General features: G+C 65.7%; 13 protein-coding genes. 7 read left to right on the top strand and 6 right to left on the bottom strand.

The window, feature by feature from the left end:
- Window positions 1-58: 58 nt before the first annotated feature.
- Window positions 59-1,279, top strand: coding sequence for a CaiB/BaiF CoA transferase family protein (locus tag EAF64_RS05135; RefSeq protein ID WP_129067871.1), 1,221 nt, complete (start codon window positions 59-61; stop codon window positions 1,277-1,279).
- 167 nt (window positions 1,280-1,446) lie between these two features.
- Window positions 1,447-1,800, top strand: a complete 354-nt coding sequence (locus EAF64_RS05130) for a DUF7475 family protein (protein WP_129067870.1) — start codon at window positions 1,447-1,449, stop codon at window positions 1,798-1,800.
- 40 nt (window positions 1,801-1,840) lie between these two features.
- On the opposite strand, the gene EAF64_RS05125 is transcribed toward EAF64_RS05130, so the two are convergent.
- Both EAF64_RS05125 and EAF64_RS05120 read right to left on the bottom strand, forming a co-directional pair.
- Window positions 1,841-2,326 carry an Lrp/AsnC family transcriptional regulator gene (locus tag EAF64_RS05125; protein ID WP_129067869.1) on the bottom strand — a complete coding sequence of 162 codons (486 nt, stop codon included), beginning with the start codon at window positions 2,324-2,326 and terminating at the stop codon, window positions 1,841-1,843.
- A 113-nt stretch (window positions 2,327-2,439) separates the two neighbouring features.
- A complete protein-coding gene (locus tag EAF64_RS05120; protein WP_129067868.1) occupies window positions 2,440-3,807 on the bottom strand; it encodes an aspartate aminotransferase family protein in 1,368 nt (455 codons plus the stop codon).
- A gap of 219 nt (window positions 3,808-4,026) precedes the next feature.
- On the opposite strand from EAF64_RS05120, the gene EAF64_RS05115 reads away from it, so the two are divergent.
- The 3 genes from EAF64_RS05115 to EAF64_RS05105 all read left to right on the top strand — a co-directional run bounded on the left by EAF64_RS05115 (window position 4,027) and on the right by EAF64_RS05105 (window position 8,247).
- Window positions 4,027-5,694 (top strand): aldehyde ferredoxin oxidoreductase family protein, encoded by a 1,668-nt coding sequence (locus EAF64_RS05115; protein WP_129067867.1) that lies wholly within the window; start codon window positions 4,027-4,029, stop codon window positions 5,692-5,694.
- Window positions 5,695-5,754: 60 nt separating this feature from the next.
- Complete coding sequence (locus EAF64_RS05110) at window positions 5,755-6,666, top strand: D-2-hydroxyacid dehydrogenase (protein ID WP_129067924.1); 912 nt, start codon at window positions 5,755-5,757, stop codon at window positions 6,664-6,666.
- A gap of 177 nt (window positions 6,667-6,843) precedes the next feature.
- The gene (locus EAF64_RS05105) at window positions 6,844-8,247 is read left to right on the top strand and encodes an APC family permease (protein ID WP_129067866.1); all 1,404 of its coding nucleotides are present in this window, start codon (window positions 6,844-6,846) and stop codon (window positions 8,245-8,247) included.
- A 187-nt stretch (window positions 8,248-8,434) separates the two neighbouring features.
- Here the strand turns inward: EAF64_RS05105 and gdhB are convergent, their stop codons facing one another.
- The 3 genes from gdhB to EAF64_RS05090 form a co-directional block, all read right to left on the bottom strand.
- On the bottom strand, window positions 8,435-9,718 hold the full coding sequence (gene gdhB, locus EAF64_RS05100; RefSeq protein WP_129067865.1) for a glutamate dehydrogenase GdhB: 1,284 nt from the start codon (window positions 9,716-9,718) through the stop codon (window positions 8,435-8,437).
- A gap of 243 nt (window positions 9,719-9,961) precedes the next feature.
- Complete coding sequence (locus tag EAF64_RS05095) at window positions 9,962-11,026, bottom strand: zinc-dependent alcohol dehydrogenase family protein (protein ID WP_129067923.1); 1,065 nt, start codon at window positions 11,024-11,026, stop codon at window positions 9,962-9,964.
- A gap of 111 nt (window positions 11,027-11,137) precedes the next feature.
- Window positions 11,138-12,505: an NAD-dependent succinate-semialdehyde dehydrogenase gene (locus tag EAF64_RS05090; RefSeq protein WP_129067864.1), complete on the bottom strand. Its 1,368-nt coding sequence runs from the start codon at window positions 12,503-12,505 to the stop codon at window positions 11,138-11,140.
- A gap of 161 nt (window positions 12,506-12,666) precedes the next feature.
- Between EAF64_RS05090 and EAF64_RS05085 the strand changes: the two genes are divergently transcribed.
- Window positions 12,667-13,746, top strand: coding sequence for an archaeosine biosynthesis radical SAM protein RaSEA (locus tag EAF64_RS05085; RefSeq protein WP_129067863.1), 1,080 nt, complete (start codon window positions 12,667-12,669; stop codon window positions 13,744-13,746).
- A gap of 453 nt (window positions 13,747-14,199) precedes the next feature.
- The gene (locus tag EAF64_RS05080; RefSeq protein WP_129067862.1) at window positions 14,200-14,382 is read left to right on the top strand and encodes a hypothetical protein; all 183 of its coding nucleotides are present in this window, start codon (window positions 14,200-14,202) and stop codon (window positions 14,380-14,382) included.
- A gap of 25 nt (window positions 14,383-14,407) precedes the next feature.
- Here EAF64_RS05080 and EAF64_RS05075 read toward each other — a convergent pair whose 3' ends face one another.
- Window positions 14,408-15,148 (bottom strand): BGTF surface domain-containing protein, encoded by a 741-nt coding sequence (locus EAF64_RS05075; RefSeq protein ID WP_129067861.1) that lies wholly within the window; start codon window positions 15,146-15,148, stop codon window positions 14,408-14,410.
- Window positions 15,149-15,242: the final 94 nt, after the last annotated feature.

Here is a 15,242-nt window from a genome sequence, read left to right as displayed (position 1 = left end):
CATCCACACCCTGATTCTCGGGGAGGATCTGACCGGGTTCGCAGCCTACGAGTGAGCCATGACTGGTGAAGCACGCACGTCCGACGGGGACGCGCAGCCCCTCGATGGACTGACTGTCCTCGACGCCTCGCGGGTTCTCGTGGGACCGTTCTGCACGATGCAACTGGGCGATCTGGGTGCGGAGGTGATCAAGATCGAACGGCCGGACGGCGGCGACCAGACCCGCGGCTGGCACCCGCCGACCTACGGCGAGGAGAGCGCCTACTACGTCAGCATCAACCGCAACAAACGCTCGCTGACGCTGAATCTCGCCAGCGAGGAGGGTCGCGAGGTGTTCCGCGATCTGACGACCGAGGCCGATGTCCTCGTCGAGAACTTCCGGGTCGGAAAGATGGAAGAGTGGGGGCTGGACTACGCGACGCTCAGTGAGGGCAACCCAGAGCTGGTGTACTGCTCGCTCTCGGGCTACGGCGAGTGGGGGCCACAGAAGGATCGTCCAGCCTACGACATCATGATGCAGGCCGAGGGCGGCCTGATGAGCATCACTGGTGAGGAAGGCGGGCCGCCGGTGCGCGTCGGCGTCGCGATCGCCGACATCGGGGCCGGGATGTACGCCACGCAGGCCATCCTCGCGGCGCTGCTCTACAGAGAACTGGGCGACGGCACCGGTCAGAAGATCGACGTGAGTCTGCTCGACGGCCAGGTCGCCTGGATGAGTTACATGGCGTCGTACTACTTCGCGACCGGTGAGCCGCCGGGCCGCATGGGGAGCAAACACCCGACCATCGCGCCCTACCAGGCGTTCGAGACCAGCGACGGCTACGTCGTCGTCGCGACCGCCTCCGAAAACCTCTGGCCGAAGTTCTGCCGGGCGCTCGACCGTGAGGATCTGATCGACGACGAACGCTTCGCAGTCAACGCCGACCGCGTCGCGAACCGATCGGAGCTCGATCGAATTCTCGACGAAGAGTTCGAACAGTATTCGACAGCCGAGGCCGTCGCGCGGATGGAAGACGCCGGCGTCCCGGCCAGTCGCGTCCGCGACATGGAGGACGTGTTCGAGAACCCGCAGGTGCAGGCCCGGAACATGCACCAGACCGTCGACCATCCCACGATCGGGTCCATGGAGATGGCCGGGAGTCCGATGCACTTCTCGCGGACGCCGACCGCGATCGACCGACACCCGCCACTGCTGGGTGAACACACCGAAGAGATCCTCGACGAGTTCGGCTACGACGGCGAGACGATCGCCGGCCTCGCCGAGCGAGACATCATCTGACGGGCCAGCATCGACTCGCCAGGGGACCCCCTCCTTCATTCTCTCCGTGCTCTCGACCTCGACGCTCGCTCCAGTCCGATCGTGTCTTTCCCGGTGTGGCTCCGTCTCACGGACCGCCAACGACGATAACGACAGCTATTATGATCTCCAGAGTATTGTGTTGAATTGTGGCTACTACACACAACAAATCGCGCGTCCGGACGGAATCGCTGACGACGTTACACTGGCTGGCGGTCGCACTGGTCGTCGTGACGGGTGTGTTGCACGTGTACGCGGGCGTCGTCGAGGGTCGGCCACCGGTGGCGCTGGCGGGTGTCGGATACGCGGGCGCGCTGGTGCTGTTTCTGCTAAACTATCGACGTCGGTTGCTCTACGCGATCGGGATTCCGTACACGGCCGTCCAGATCCCGATCTGGGTGGCAGTCAAATCCGAGTACACGACCGTCGGATACGTGGACAAGACTGTCCAGGTCGTGTTGATACTGGTGCTGGTCGTGCTCTACCGCAACTACTCTGACTGACACGCAGATGCCACACCAGGGACGTGTGGTGGCGCCACCACTACTTCGCTAACGCTTCGATCAGCGTCTCGGCCTCGAAATCGTTGAGGGGGTTCTGTTCGTCTTTGACCGTCGTGATGACGAACTTGGAGGAGGTTCGCTCGAGCTCTTCGATGGCTTCGTAGTCCTCGACGAGCGACTCGACCATCTCGCGGTTGGCGACGTGGGCGATGGCGACGAAGTCGGTGTCGCCCATGGTGAAATACACCTGATTGACGCCCTCGACGGCGGCGAGTTTCTCGCCGACGCTCTCGTGGTATCCCTCCTCGAACTCCGCCCAGATCTCGGAGATGAGTGTGATCGAGAGTCCGGCCTTCTTCAGGTCGATGTCGTAGAGGTCGTTGGTGATGACGCCGGACTCGCGAAGCTGGTTCAGCCGGTAGTGGACCGTCGATTTCGGGATGCCGGTCGCGTCTTCGATCTCGTCCGGACTTGCTGTGCCCTCTTTGGCGATCGCGGTCAGAATCTGAATATCCTTCTCATCCATAGGAGGCTTCTGAACACTGTCCAATGGTCGGGTGAACATATAAATGTATACTGATCGGGGATTCGAGGCGCTGTTCGGCGGGGGTCGACCGTCGGGTCGTGGCTCGCGGACGGTCAGGGGGCGTGTCGCTCGATGGCTTCGCAGATGACGTTCATCCCTGCGGTGGCCTGTTCCTGTGTCAGCACGAGTGGCGGGATCAGTCGCAGGACGTTCCCGCTTCGGCCGGCCGACCAAACCAGCACACCGCGCTCGTAGCAGTCCTGCTGGATCGCCTTGACGAGTTCTTTCCCGGTCTGCTCGTCCGCGTCGGCGAACTCCGCGCCGACGAACAGGCCGCGACCACGCACGTCGACGAGTCGCTCGTTCTCGCCGGCGGACTCGCGCAGGCGGTCGCGGATGTAGCTCCCGACCTCCCGCGCGTGGGCGAGCAGGTCGTTGTCCCGGATGTACTCGATGGCACGGACGCCACCGACCATCGCGGGGGCGTTGCCGCGGTACGTGCCGACGTGACCGCCGGCGTCCCAGGTGTCCAGGTCCTCGTGGTACATCGTCCCCGACAGCGGGAGGCCGACCCCGCCGATGGCTTTTGCCATGGGCATGGCGTCGGGCGTGACGTCGAAATGGTCGCTGGCGAACCACTCGCCGGTGCGGCCGAATCCGGTCTGGATCTCGTCGACGATGAGTGGGATGTCGTTGTCGTCGGCGATCTCCTTGAGGCCAGGGAGGAACCCCTCCGGCGGCGTGACGATCCCGCCTTCGCCCTGGATCGGCTCGACCCAGATCCCTGCCGGGTTCGCGAGGCCGCTGTAGGGGTCTTCGAGCAGTTCGCGGACGTTCTCCAGTGCCCGGGCACCGGCTTCCTGTGGATCCAGTCCCTGCTGGTGTGCGTAGGGGTAGGGGACGTGGTGGACGTTCGGGAGCATCGGCGCGTAGTCTTCCTTGTACTTCTTGCCCGCTGTGAGGCTGAGCGCGCCGGCGCTGCCGCCGTGATACGCGCCCCGGAACGCGATGAGGCCGTCGCCGCCGGTGTTGTACTTGGCCAGCTTGATGGTGGCTTCGACGGCGTCACTCCCGGTTGGACCGCCGAAGACGACGCGGTTGTTGTCCGGCAGCGCCCCCGGCGCGATATCGTTCAGTGCCTCGATGAGGTCCAGTCGCGCCTCCGTCGGGAAGTCGATGGTGTGGACGACATTCTCGGTCTGTTCCTGGACTGCCTCCATCACGTACGGGTTCGAGTGACCGACGTTCATCACGCCGATGCCGGCGAAGAAGTCGAGGAACGTGTTGCCGTCGGCGTCGCGAATCGTCGCCCCCCTGGCTTCGTCGATGGCGATCGGGATGACTTTGGGGTAGGCGACGGCACTGCTGTCGATGTCGCGCTGTCGTTCGATGAGTCGCTTCGACTCCGGTCCGGGAATCTCCGTCTCGACCGTCGGCTCCTGTGCGAAGTGAAGGTCGTCGAACGCCTGTTCTACGGCCATGGTGGTACAATATCCTACTAGATACTAAATCTTCGTATCTAGTCCAATATTAGATCTTATTACTGAACGAAGTCCACTCTTCGGGCGGCCGGACAGTGCCGAGGCGGGATCGGTCCGCCGTCGTCAAATATCGGATCGTGTTCCACTATTTGTGGGAATACTGGATTTGGTTCTATTGAACGCGTGGATTTAATATCGAGTATCGTCATCGGTCGAGTGATGCTACACACAGTGGGCGACCTCCTGTCGGTAGACCTGACCGCCCAGCGCACGGAAACCGAGTCGATCGACGGCGTCCTCGAATCGTTCATCGGCGGGCGTGGCGTGGCGACGAAACTGGCACACGATCGGATTCCGTTCGATGCGGATCCGCTCGGTCCGGAGAACCGCCTGTACTTCACGACGGGGCCGATGCAGGCCTCGAACATGAGCTTCACCGGCCGGACCAACTGTACCGGCGTGTCACCGCTGACCGACGGGCTGCTCTCGTCGAACGCCGGTGGGTTCCTCTCGCGCAACCTCGCGGCCACGGGCTACGGCGCGGTCGAGTTCCGCGGCGAGAGCGACGAACTCGTGGCGGTCCACGTCTCGGACGAGGGTGTCGAGTTCGAACCCGTGCCGGAACTGGCCGGTGCGGAGGTGCCCGAGACCGTCGCCGCCCTCACCCAGCGGCCGGATCTGGACGTCGACAACACGGCGGTCATCGGCCCGGCGGGGGAAAACGAGGTTCGCTTCGCCTGTATCATGACTTCGGAGACGCGCGCGTTCGGTCGGGGCGGGCTCGGGGCGGTACTGGGCGGCAAAAACGTCAAGGCCATCACGTTCGACGGCGACGCCGCGCCCGATCTCGACGTGCCCGACATGCAGATGGAGGTCCACCGCGAGGCGGCGACGAGCGACCACATCATGAAACGACAGGGGACGACCAGCGTCACCGAGTACGCCAACGAGATCGAGGCGCTGCCGACCCGGTACTTCTCGGAGTTGTCCTTCGAGGGCGCAGCCGACATCGGCGGTGATGCCGTCGAGCGCAAGAAGTTCGAGAAGGGGACCTGCTCGGCCTGTGCGTTCGCGTGCAAACTCCCCACGAGAGACGAGGAGACCGGCATCGAAACCGAGGGGCCGGAGTACGAGACCGTGATGGCCTTCGGGTCGAACGCGGGCGTCGACGACGTGGTGGACGTGATGCGCTCGAACGAGCAGTGCGACCGCTACGGCCTCGATACGATCAGTACCGGCGACGTGGTGTCGGCCTATCTCGCGGCCGAAGGCGAGTTCGGCAACGTCGATCTCATCGCGGACCTCGTCGAGAAGATCGCCCACCGCGAAGACGAGGGCGACCTGCTGGCGGAGGGCCTCGACCGCATCCACGACGAACTCGGCGTCGCGAACTGGTCGGTCAAAGGGATGGAGTTCCCCGCCCACGACGGCCGGACGCTCAACGGGCAGGGGCTCGGGTACGCCACGGCCAATCGCGGGGCCGACCACATGTTCGCGGTGTTTTACTCCTACGAGTACCCGCTGGTCGGCGAGGACGCCGCCGTGGACCGCGAGGGACTCGACGGGAAACCACAACTCCTCGTCCGGCAGGAGAACCAGCGCGCACTCGAAGACTGCGGGATCATCTGTCGGTTCTCGCGTGACTTCCTGACCCACGACCGACTCGAACAGCTGTTCGGCCGGAACGTCAACGCCCTGCTGGCCGTCGGTGCCGAGGTCATCGCGCTCGAACGCCACTTCAACAACCAGCGCGGCTTCGACCGTGCCGACGACCGCCTGCCCTACGAACTGCCTGGCTTCGAGGATGCCCTCGACGAGTACTACCGGATCCGCGGCTGGCGTGCCGACGGCACGGTCCCCGACGAACCCGTCGTCGCCGGTGACTAGATCGTGTCCCGGACCGCCCCCGACGTGGTCGTGTTGCGAGAAGGGACCGAGGGGCTCTCGATGACTGACTACGCCGACGAACTCACTGCCCGCCTCCCGGACCACACCGTCAGGCTCGCCCGGACGCCCGACGCGGAGCGTGACCTCGTTCGGCACGCGCCGGTCGTCACCGGCAACGACATCGACCGGGACCTGCTGGATCGGGCCGAGAAACTGGAGTTGTTCGCCTGTACGTTCGCCGGGACGGACCACCTCCCGCTCGACGCGCTCGCGGACCACGGCGTCACGGTGACCAACGCGAGCGGCATCCACGCCCCGGGCATCGCCGAACAGGTACTCGGCTACCTGCTCACGTTTGCCCGCCGGTTACACGTCAGCTGGGAGCGAAACCGGCACGGTGTCTGTCGACACGTCCAGTCGACCGAACTGAAGGGATCGACGGTGACCGTCGTCGGACTCGGGGCCGTCGGCACGGCCGTCGTCGACCGCCTCGACGGCTTCGACACCGAGACGATCGGCGTCCGTCACTCCCCGGCGAAAGGAGGTCCCACCGACGACGTGTTCGGGTACGACGCGATCCACGAGGCGCTCGCCCGGACGGACTATCTCGTCCTCGCGTGTCCGTTGACAGACGTGACGCGGCATCTGCTCGACGCCGAGGCGTTCGCGACGCTGGAACCGTCGAGCGTCGTCGTCAACGTCGCCCGGGGGCCAGTCGTCGACACCGACGCGCTGGTCGCCGCCCTCCGGACCAGCGGTATCCGCGGGGCAGCACTCGACGTGACCGACCCCGAACCGCTCCCGACCGACCACCCGCTCTGGGGGCTCGACAACGCGCTCCTCACGCCCCACACCGCCGGACACACGCCGGAACACTGGCCTCGGCTGGCCTCGATCCTCGCCGGCAACGTCCGGACACTGCTCGACGACGGAGACGAGATGCCCCTGGAAAACGTCGTGCAACGCGACTGACCGCCCTCGGTCGCCACCTCGCCCTCCAACCGGACTGGTCGCGCCCATCCGGTCTCCAAAACTGCTGTTCGATGCAACTTCTGTCGTGCGAATGGTGATAATGTTGGATACAGTTCGAACTTTTGGCTAAAAATTGGACTCAGTAAGATATATATGGGCCACTCAAAACAAGTGCGTATGGGTGACACGCAAACGGATGGTGAGTTTTCACGCGTTCTCTCGAAACGGGACGTGTTCGTACTGGCGTTCGGTGCGATGGTCGGCTGGGGCTGGATCATCCAGTCGGGCTACTGGATCGACCAGGGCGGTGTCACGGGGTCGGTCGTGGCGTTCGTCCTGGGCGCGTTCATGGTGGCTGTCGTCGGGCTAATTTACGGTGAACTCGCGTCGGCGATGCCGTTCGTCGGGGGTGAACACGTCTACAGTATGCGTGCGCTGGGGCCGATCGGGTCGTTCGTCTGTACCTGGTCACTGATACTGGGGTACGTGGGCGTGGTCGTCTTCGAGGTGGTCGCGTTCCCGTCGGCGCTCGCGTACGTCGTGCCCGGGTTCAACGCCATTCCGCTCTGGTCGATCGCGGGACAGACCGTCTACGGGACCTGGGTCCTCGTCGGCGGCGTCGGCGCGATCGTCATGACGTCCCTCAACTACAAGGGCGTCCAGCCGGCCGCGCAGTTCCAGACCATCCTGACGCTCGTCATCGGGCTGGCGGGTATCACGCTGGCTATCGGCGCAGTGGCAAACGGTCACACCACGTCGACGCCACCCTTCGCCGACTCCGGACTGGCCGGCGTCCTCACCGTCGCGATCATGACACCGTTCATGTTCGTCGGGTTCGACGTGATTCCTCAGGCCGCCGGGGAAGCCGACGTCTCCGAGCGGGTACTGGGTCTGCTCATCGTGGTCTCCGTGTCGGTCGCCGCGCTGTTTTACATCCTCGTCATCTGGGCGTCGGGACGGGCACTGCCCGGGGCCGTCCTCGTCGAAAGCTCGCTGCCTGCGGCCACCGCCATGGAGGCGCTGTTCAGTAGCGCCGTGATCGGGAAGATCATGGCACTGGCAGGTATCGCCGGGATCCTCACCAGCTGGAACTCCTTCCTGCTCGGCGGGAGCCGTGCGATCTACGCGCTGGCCGAGTCCGGCATGCTGCCCGAGACGCTGGCCACGGTCAACGAGAGCACCGATACGCCGTCGCGGGCGCTCGCCCTCATCGGTGGCCTGTCGGTGTTCGCGCCGCTGTTCGGGGAACAGATGCTCGTCTGGATCGTCAACGCCGGGGGCTTCGGGATCGTCGTTGCGTGGGTGATGGTCGTCGTCTCGTTCCTCGTCTTGCGCGTCCGCGAACCCGAGATGGACCGCCCGCTGAAACTCCCGGCGGGGAAAGCTATCGGCGTCCTCGCGCTGGCGCTCACACTCGGATTCGTCGGCATGTACCTCCCGGGCGCGCCGTCCGCGCTCCAGTGGCCCTTCGAGTGGGGCATCGTCCTCCTGTGGATCTTGCTGGGGGCCGGGCTGGCCGTCCAGTCGCGCCGCTCCGGCAACCAGACACACGTCGACGCGCACGGCTTCGACGGCGACTGATCGTCACCGTACAGTTTCGACTCTCCGAGTTTCGAACCCGTCGCGCCAGTCGAGACGCGACGGCGCTCCACGGTAGAACGTGACCGAGACCGTCAGGAAGACCCGTCGTTTCGTGGGCGACGTACCGAACCGTGGCGGCCGCCAGCGACCGTCGACAGTCAGTGACGCGTCGATCGTGGCCGGCCGATCAGGGCCAGAGACCGCGCGTGCTCTTGGCCTGTGCGACACGGGCGAGGGCGACGACGTACGCCGCGTCACGCCACGTCACGTCGTGGGCCTCGAACTCCCGACGGACGTCGGCCCACGCCGAGAGCATCTCCGACTCCAACTCCTCCCGGACGCGGTCGACCGTCCACTGGCGACGGTTGATGTCCTGTAGCCACTCGAAGTAGCTCACGGTGACGCCGCCGGCGTTCGCGATGATGTCCGGGATCACCGCCACCTCACGCTCGGCGAAGATCCGGTCGGCCGCCGTCGTCGTCGGGCCGTTCGCCCCCTCGACGACGATGTCGGCCGCGACGGCGTCGGCGTTGGCCTCGGTGAGCACGTTCCCGACTGCCGCCGGAACGAGGATGTTCACGTCGAGTTCCAGCAACTCGGCGTTCGTGATCTCCGATGTCGCGTCCACGCGCGTCACGGCCCCGGGCTGTTCTTCGTGGGCGCTGATCTCCTGTGTTGCCAGCCCGTCCGGATCGTAGACGCCGCCGTTCACGTCGCTGGCCGCGACGACGGTCGCGCCCCACTCGTCGAGGAGTCGCGCGGCGTTCGCGCCGACGCTCCCGAACCCCTGGACGGCGACCGTCGCGTCGTCGAGCGACAGATCGTAGTAACTGGCCGCCTCACGGGCCACGATAGCGACGCTCCGTCCCGGTGCCTCTGCACGGCCGTAGCTGCCGCCGATGAGCGGCGGTTTGCCGGTGACCACACCGGGGACCGTCTCGCCCTCCTGCATGCTGTAGGCGTCCATGAACCAGGCCATCGTCTGGGCGTCCGTGCCCATGTCCGGTGCGGGAATGTCTCTGGTCGGCCCGACGAAGTCGCGCATCTCCTCGGCGAATCGGCGGGTGAGCCGTTCGCGTTCGTCCTCGCTCAACTCCTTGGGATCGGCCACGATGCCGCCTTTCGCACCGCCGAAGGGAAGGTCCATCACCGCACACTTCCAGGTCATCCACATCGCCAGCCCCACGCACTCGTCTTCCGTCACGTCCGGGTGGTACCGGAGCCCGCCCTTGTACGGGCCGCGCACGTCGTCGTGCTGGGCGCGGTAGCCGGTGAACACTTCGACGGTCCCGTCGTCGCGCTCCAGTGGAATCGACCCACTGAGTACCTTCGTGGGGTGTTTCAGCCGCTCGACGACACCGTCGTCGACGTCGACGTGCGCCGCCGCGCGTTCGAGCTGGTGGCGGGCCGTCTCAAGCGCTGTTTCCGGGTCTGTGTCTGTCGTGACTTCGGTGTGTGCTGACTCTGCCATCGTGTCTCCTGTCCCGAGTGGTCGGCCACTCGATAGACGGAAGCTAGTTCAATAATATAGTATAAAATCCTTTTGAGTACAATAATTTTGTTTAGAGTTGAACCAAGTACGAAATACGAACCCCATCAACCGCTGGGGGAACGTGAGAAGTGTGTCGACGGTCGCGTGGGACGCGCAGGGGCAGAGAAGGAGGTGGGCGGTCGGGCCGCGGGACTCCCGTGGGCGGGAAAGCTCCCGAGTTCCTCAGGCGAACTCGGTACAGACGGGGATTCCCATCGTGCCGAAGTCGGTCATCGCGTCCAGTCGGTCGGGGATCTTGTGGATGTCGATCGTCTCCGAGACCAGTTCCGTCGGGTCGATCTTCCCGGTCTTGATCATGTCCAACATCTCCGGGTAGCGTGATGGCTGCAGGCCCAGCGAGCCCACGAAGGTAATCTCCTTGGCGACGAACTCGTCGGTCGGCAGCGGGATGATGCCCTGTTCGTCCGAGGTCGTCAGACCGACCTGCACGTGTGTGCCGTTCTTCCCGAGGGAATCGACCGCGTTGCGACAGGTCGTCTCGATGCCGAGGGCGTCGACGGAGACGTCGGCACCCCCGTCGGTCATGTCCTGAACTTCCTTGGCCGGGTCGTCGACAGCCTCCGCGTCGACGGTCGCGACGGCGCCGAGTTCCTCGGCTTTGTCGAGTTTCTCGTCCATCAGGTCGACGCCGATGACGTTGGCCCCCAGTGCATCGGCGATGTGGAGGGCCGAGAGCCCGATCCCCCCCAGACCGTGGACGACGACGTCTTGCCCGTTCCCCACGTCGCCCTGATGAGCCATCGCGTGATACGAGGTCATAAATCGACAGCCGATCCCGGCAGCGGTGTCCGTGTCGATCTCGTCGGGCAGCGGGACGGCGTTGATGTCCGCGTTCGGGATGTGCACCTCCTCGGCGAACGCGCCCGGTGCCTCGTTCATGAACCCGAGTCCGATGTGATTCTCGCAGATGTTCTCGTGCCCGTTCCGACACAGCGAACAGTTCCCACAGGCGAAGTTGAACGGAATGGCGATCTCGTCGCCCTCCCGGACGTTCTCGACGTCCGGGCCGACTTCGATAACCGTCCCGCAGGGTTCGTGCCCCAGCACGTGTGGGGGATCCGGTCGGTAGCCGAACCAGTCCCAGTCGCCCTGCCAGCAGTGCCAGTCGCTCCGACAGACCCCACAGCCGTCGACTCTCGCGACGACGCCGTCCGACTCCGGTTCGGGGCGCTCTACCTCTCGCACGTCGAGTGGTTCCTTGAACTCCTCGAGAACCACGGCATTCATTGACATGGCACTAGGTACCACGGCGTGTCGCAGAATAAGAGCGGGGGGTAGCTATCTTCGGGGAGACGGGTCCGCTGGCCGATGTGACGACGGGTCGTCCTGTTCGGGCAGTCAGGGGTCGGACACCCAGACGGACTTTCGGTTGACGAACTCGCGGATGCCCTCCCCGGAGAGTTCCCGGCCGTAGCCCGAGTTCTTGATGCCGCCGAAGGGGAGTTCGAGGTGCGAGGTGACGAACTCGTTGACGAAGACACAGCCGGCGTCGATCTCCCGTGCTACGGCCTCGCCGCGCTCGCGGTCGTTCGTCCAGACCGTCGCTCCGAGGCCGTAGTCCGTGTCGTTGGCGAGATCGATCGCCGCCGCCTCGGAGTCGACCTCGAAGACGGCGGCGACCGGACCGAACAGTTCTTCGGCCGCCGCGGGCGCGTCGGTCGGAACGTCGGTCAGGATCGTCGGCTGGTAGAAGAACCCGTCTCGATCGAGGGGTTCGCCGCCGAGCTCGACCGTCGCACCCGCCGCGACGCTACGCTCGACCTGGTCGTGGAGATCGTCGCGGAGATCCGCGCGAGCCATCGGCCCGACATCCGTCTCCTCGTCGGTGGGATCGCCCACGGTCAGGCCGGCCATCTCCGCCCGGAGTCGATCGACGAACTCGTCGTACACGTCGGTGTGGACGACGAACCGTTTCGCCGCGATGCAGGACTGCCCGGAGTTGTACGTGCGGGACTGACAGCCGACCGCTGCTGCGCTATCGACGTCGGCGTCGTCGAGGACGACGAACGGGTCGGAGCCACCGAGCTCCAGCACCGTCTTTTTCAGCTGTGCGCCGGCCTCGCTCGCGACGGCGCGGCCGGCGGCCACACTCCCGGTGAGCGTGACGGCACGGACACGGTCGTCGGCGATCACCTCGGCCACGGTCTCGTCGCCCACGCGGAGGGTCTGGAACGCGTACTCGGGGAAGCCGGCTGCCTCGAAGATGTCCGCGATAGCGTCCGCACAGCCCTGGACGTTCGGCGCGTGTTTGAGCAGACAGACGTTCCCGGCGGCGAGAGCCGGCGCTGCGAACCGGAACACCTGCCAGAACGGGTAGTTCCATGGCATCACCGCCAGCACCGGCCCGAGCGGCTCGTAGGCGACGAACGTCTTCGCTCCCGGTTCGATGCCGACCCGCTCGTCCTGGAGGAACGTCCCGGCGTTCTCGGCGTAGTACTCACAGACCCGCGCACACTTCCGTACCTCCGCCCGAGCCTGATTGATCGGTTTGCCCATCTCCGCCGTCATGAGCTGCGCGTACTCCGCTTCGTTGGCTTCGAGCACGTCGCTGACACCGGCGAGCAACGCCTCCCGGTCCGTGACCGGTCGCTCCCGCCACGTCTCGAACCCCCGACTGGCCCGTTCGAGTCGATCCTCGACCGCCCCCTCGTCGTGTCGGTCGAACGCGTCGATCTGTGCCTCCGTCGTCGGATCGATCGTCTGCATCCTGCTTGCCACTCTGGGGTCAATATTGTATAAAATTTCGTTCTATAGAGAAGGTTCGAACTACGTCTAGAACGGGATGGATCAGCCGACGGCGTCGGTCGAGAACCGACCCGGCAGACAGGACGGTGGGATTTTACAGTTCGGGCGGCTACTCCGGGGTAATGAGCAAGCCGAGCCCCGACGTCTACGAGCAGGGCAAGGGGATGGACGCCCACAACAAGGCGATGCGGGAGATCCGTTCTCGCAAGGACGAGACCTACGACCCCCGCGAGCCCACGCGGGTCTGGATCGACGAGGACAACACGCCCGACGGCGTCTACCAGTCGCTGACGATCATCCTCAACACCGGCGGCTGTCGGTGGGCCCGCGCCGGCGGCTGTACGATGTGTGGCTACGTCGCCGAGTCCGTCGAGGGCGGTTCGGTCGCCCACGAGGACTTGATGGCCCAGATCGACGTGTGTCTGGACCACGAGCAGGAGAACGCCAAGGACCCCTCTGGGCTCATCAAGATCTACACCTCCGGGTCCTTCCTCGACGAGCGGGAGGTCCCCGCCGAGACGCGCCGGGCCATCGCCGAGACCTTCGCCGACCGGGACCGCATCGTCGTCGAGTCCCTGCCGGACTTCGTCGACCGCGAGAAGATCGAGGACTTCACCGCCCACGATTTGGAGACCGACATCGCGGTCGGCTTAGAGACCGCGACCGACCGCGTCCGCCGGGACTGCGTGAACAAGTACTTCGAGTTCTCGGAGTTCGAGCGGGCCGCGGCGGACGCCCGCGACGCCGGTGCGGGGATCAAGGCCTATCTCCTGATGAAGCCGCCTTTCCTCTCGGAACCGGACGCCATCGAAGACATGAAGCGGTCGGTGCGGAAGTGCGCCGCCGTCGAGGGTTGCCACACCGTCTCGATGAACCCCACGAACGTCCAGCGCCACACGATGGTCGAGGACCTCTTCCACGACGGCGGCTACCGCCCGCCGTGGCTCTGGTCGGTCGTCGAGGTGCTGAAATCGACGGCCGACGGTGAGGACGTGATCGTCGTCTCCGACCCGGTCGGCCACGGGAGCGACCGCGGGGCCCACAACTGCGGCGAGTGCGACGACCGCGTCCAGAAGGCGATCAAGGACTTCGACCTCCGACAGGACCCATCGGTGTTCGAGCAGGTCTCCTGTGACTGTGAACGGACCTGGGAACTCGTCCTCGAACGCGAGACGGGCTACAACCAGCCGCTCGTGCGGTGAGCGACACAAGACCTTTGCCGGGACCGTCGCGACGGTCCGCATGCGCCACCCTGCACTCCTGCTGGCTGCCCTCCCTCTGCTGAGCGGTTGTTTCGGGACCACGCCGTCCGACTCGTCGCCCACGGATGCAGTTTCACCGGCGCCGACGCCGTCCGCCGGAGCAGCCGACGTGTCGCCCACGCCTCGGTCGCCGCCGCAGGTGCAGGCAGCTGATGGTGTGGGCGGTTCGAGTGTCACCCTGCCCGACCGGGCGCGTCGTGACAGGCCCGAGGCGTTCCAGGGGTTCGCCGTCGGAGACCCGGCGACGAAGCGGTTCGATGGGACGACCATCGTCTTCGTCCGGAACGCCGGCCCGAACCGGACGCTGAACGTGACGATGACCTACGGCCGGAACAACACGACGATCTACGACCGACGGCTTCGGTTCCCGGCCGAGGGGATGCTCACCTTCGGATGTACCGGTCGGGAGACTACACGATCGCGCTCGTGCACGCGAACGGCTCCCGGACGGTGGCACTCGGTACCGGTGCCTTCGACTGCAACGATCAGAGTCATTGGATCTGTCTCGACGAGACTGGGAGCGTTCGGGACCTCTCTGCCACCACGCTATTACGGTGTGAGACGCCGACCGGGTAGCACGCTCACCGCTCCGGCGGCACCGTCACGCCGGGCTGGTCGACGATTTCGGTTCCGTTCTCGGCGTACGAGACGATGGCGTTGAAGCTCGTGTTCGGGGGACGTCGCCGAAGTCGGCGGTCCCTGCGAAGGTCCCTTCCGCGTCGACGGTCGCCTCGAAGTCCTTCAGGAACGGGTCGGACCCGGTCGAACGGAGGTCGACTTCCAGCACCGTGCCCGCCGACAGGTCGGTCTTCCCGAGTATCGACCGGTTCGGGGCCGCCTCGACGTGCACGACGCTCCCACTCGACCGCCAGAGCGCGACAGCGGGATTCTTCGAGACGTACTCGTCGGCGACGATGACACCGGTCGCGTTCGCCAGTCGCGTTCCGTTCTTCGTGACGACTTCGACCTGGAACGTCTCGGTCGACGCCGCCGGCGACAGATCCATGCGCGCGGCGACCGTCCCGTTCTCGCTCACCGTCGCCGTTTCGCTCCGGGCCCATGGCTGTGACCCGGCCGAGCTGACGCGGACCTCGACTCCCGTCCCCGGCGGGAGGTCGGTCTCGCCGCGGAGCCACTGCTTCGTGGTCCCGACGACGTGGAGGCGGTCGTCGTCACCGGTGACGAACGAAACCGTCGGGTCGTCGCCGGCCGCCGATCCGTTCGCTTCGGGTCCGTCGTCGTCCGACGGACCGCCGTCGAACACGCCGAGGACCAGGCCGGTCCCGACGGCCACCACGGCGACGATGACGACGGCGACGGCGGCGAGACGGCGGTCCGTCACGGCCACGCCCCCGTCGTCACGATGCTCGACTGTCGATGCTCGATGCGGGCGCGAGCCCGCCGGACGCGTCGTTCAGGGCGACGAGTCATCGAAA

Origin of the sequence: Halorientalis pallida (assembly GCF_004118325.1) — an archaeon.
GTDB lineage: Archaea > Halobacteriota > Halobacteria > Halobacteriales > Haloarculaceae > Halorientalis > Halorientalis pallida.
Note: the sequence above shows the minus strand (reverse complement) of the source record. Positions and strands in the feature narration are given on the sequence as shown.

Coding starts and splice junctions, on each gene's coding strand:
- EAF64_RS05135 (WP_129067871.1), top strand. CDS start 59: ATGACTGGTGAAGCACGCACGTCCGACGGGGACGCGCAGCCCCTCGAT.
- EAF64_RS05125 (WP_129067869.1), bottom strand. CDS start 2,326: ATGGATGAGAAGGATATTCAGATTCTGACCGCGATCGCCAAAGAGGGC.
- EAF64_RS05120 (WP_129067868.1), bottom strand. CDS start 3,807: ATGGCCGTAGAACAGGCGTTCGACGACCTTCACTTCGCACAGGAGCCG.
- EAF64_RS05115 (WP_129067867.1), top strand. CDS start 4,027: ATGCTACACACAGTGGGCGACCTCCTGTCGGTAGACCTGACCGCCCAG.
- EAF64_RS05110 (WP_129067924.1), top strand. CDS start 5,755: ATGACTGACTACGCCGACGAACTCACTGCCCGCCTCCCGGACCACACC.
- EAF64_RS05105 (WP_129067866.1), top strand. CDS start 6,844: ATGGGTGACACGCAAACGGATGGTGAGTTTTCACGCGTTCTCTCGAAA.
- gdhB (WP_129067865.1), bottom strand. CDS start 9,718: ATGGCAGAGTCAGCACACACCGAAGTCACGACAGACACAGACCCGGAA.
- EAF64_RS05095 (WP_129067923.1), bottom strand. CDS start 11,026: ATGAATGCCGTGGTTCTCGAGGAGTTCAAGGAACCACTCGACGTGCGA.
- EAF64_RS05090 (WP_129067864.1), bottom strand. CDS start 12,505: ATGCAGACGATCGATCCGACGACGGAGGCACAGATCGACGCGTTCGAC.
- EAF64_RS05085 (WP_129067863.1), top strand. CDS start 12,667: ATGAGCAAGCCGAGCCCCGACGTCTACGAGCAGGGCAAGGGGATGGAC.
- EAF64_RS05080 (WP_129067862.1), top strand. CDS start 14,200: ATGTACCGGTCGGGAGACTACACGATCGCGCTCGTGCACGCGAACGGC.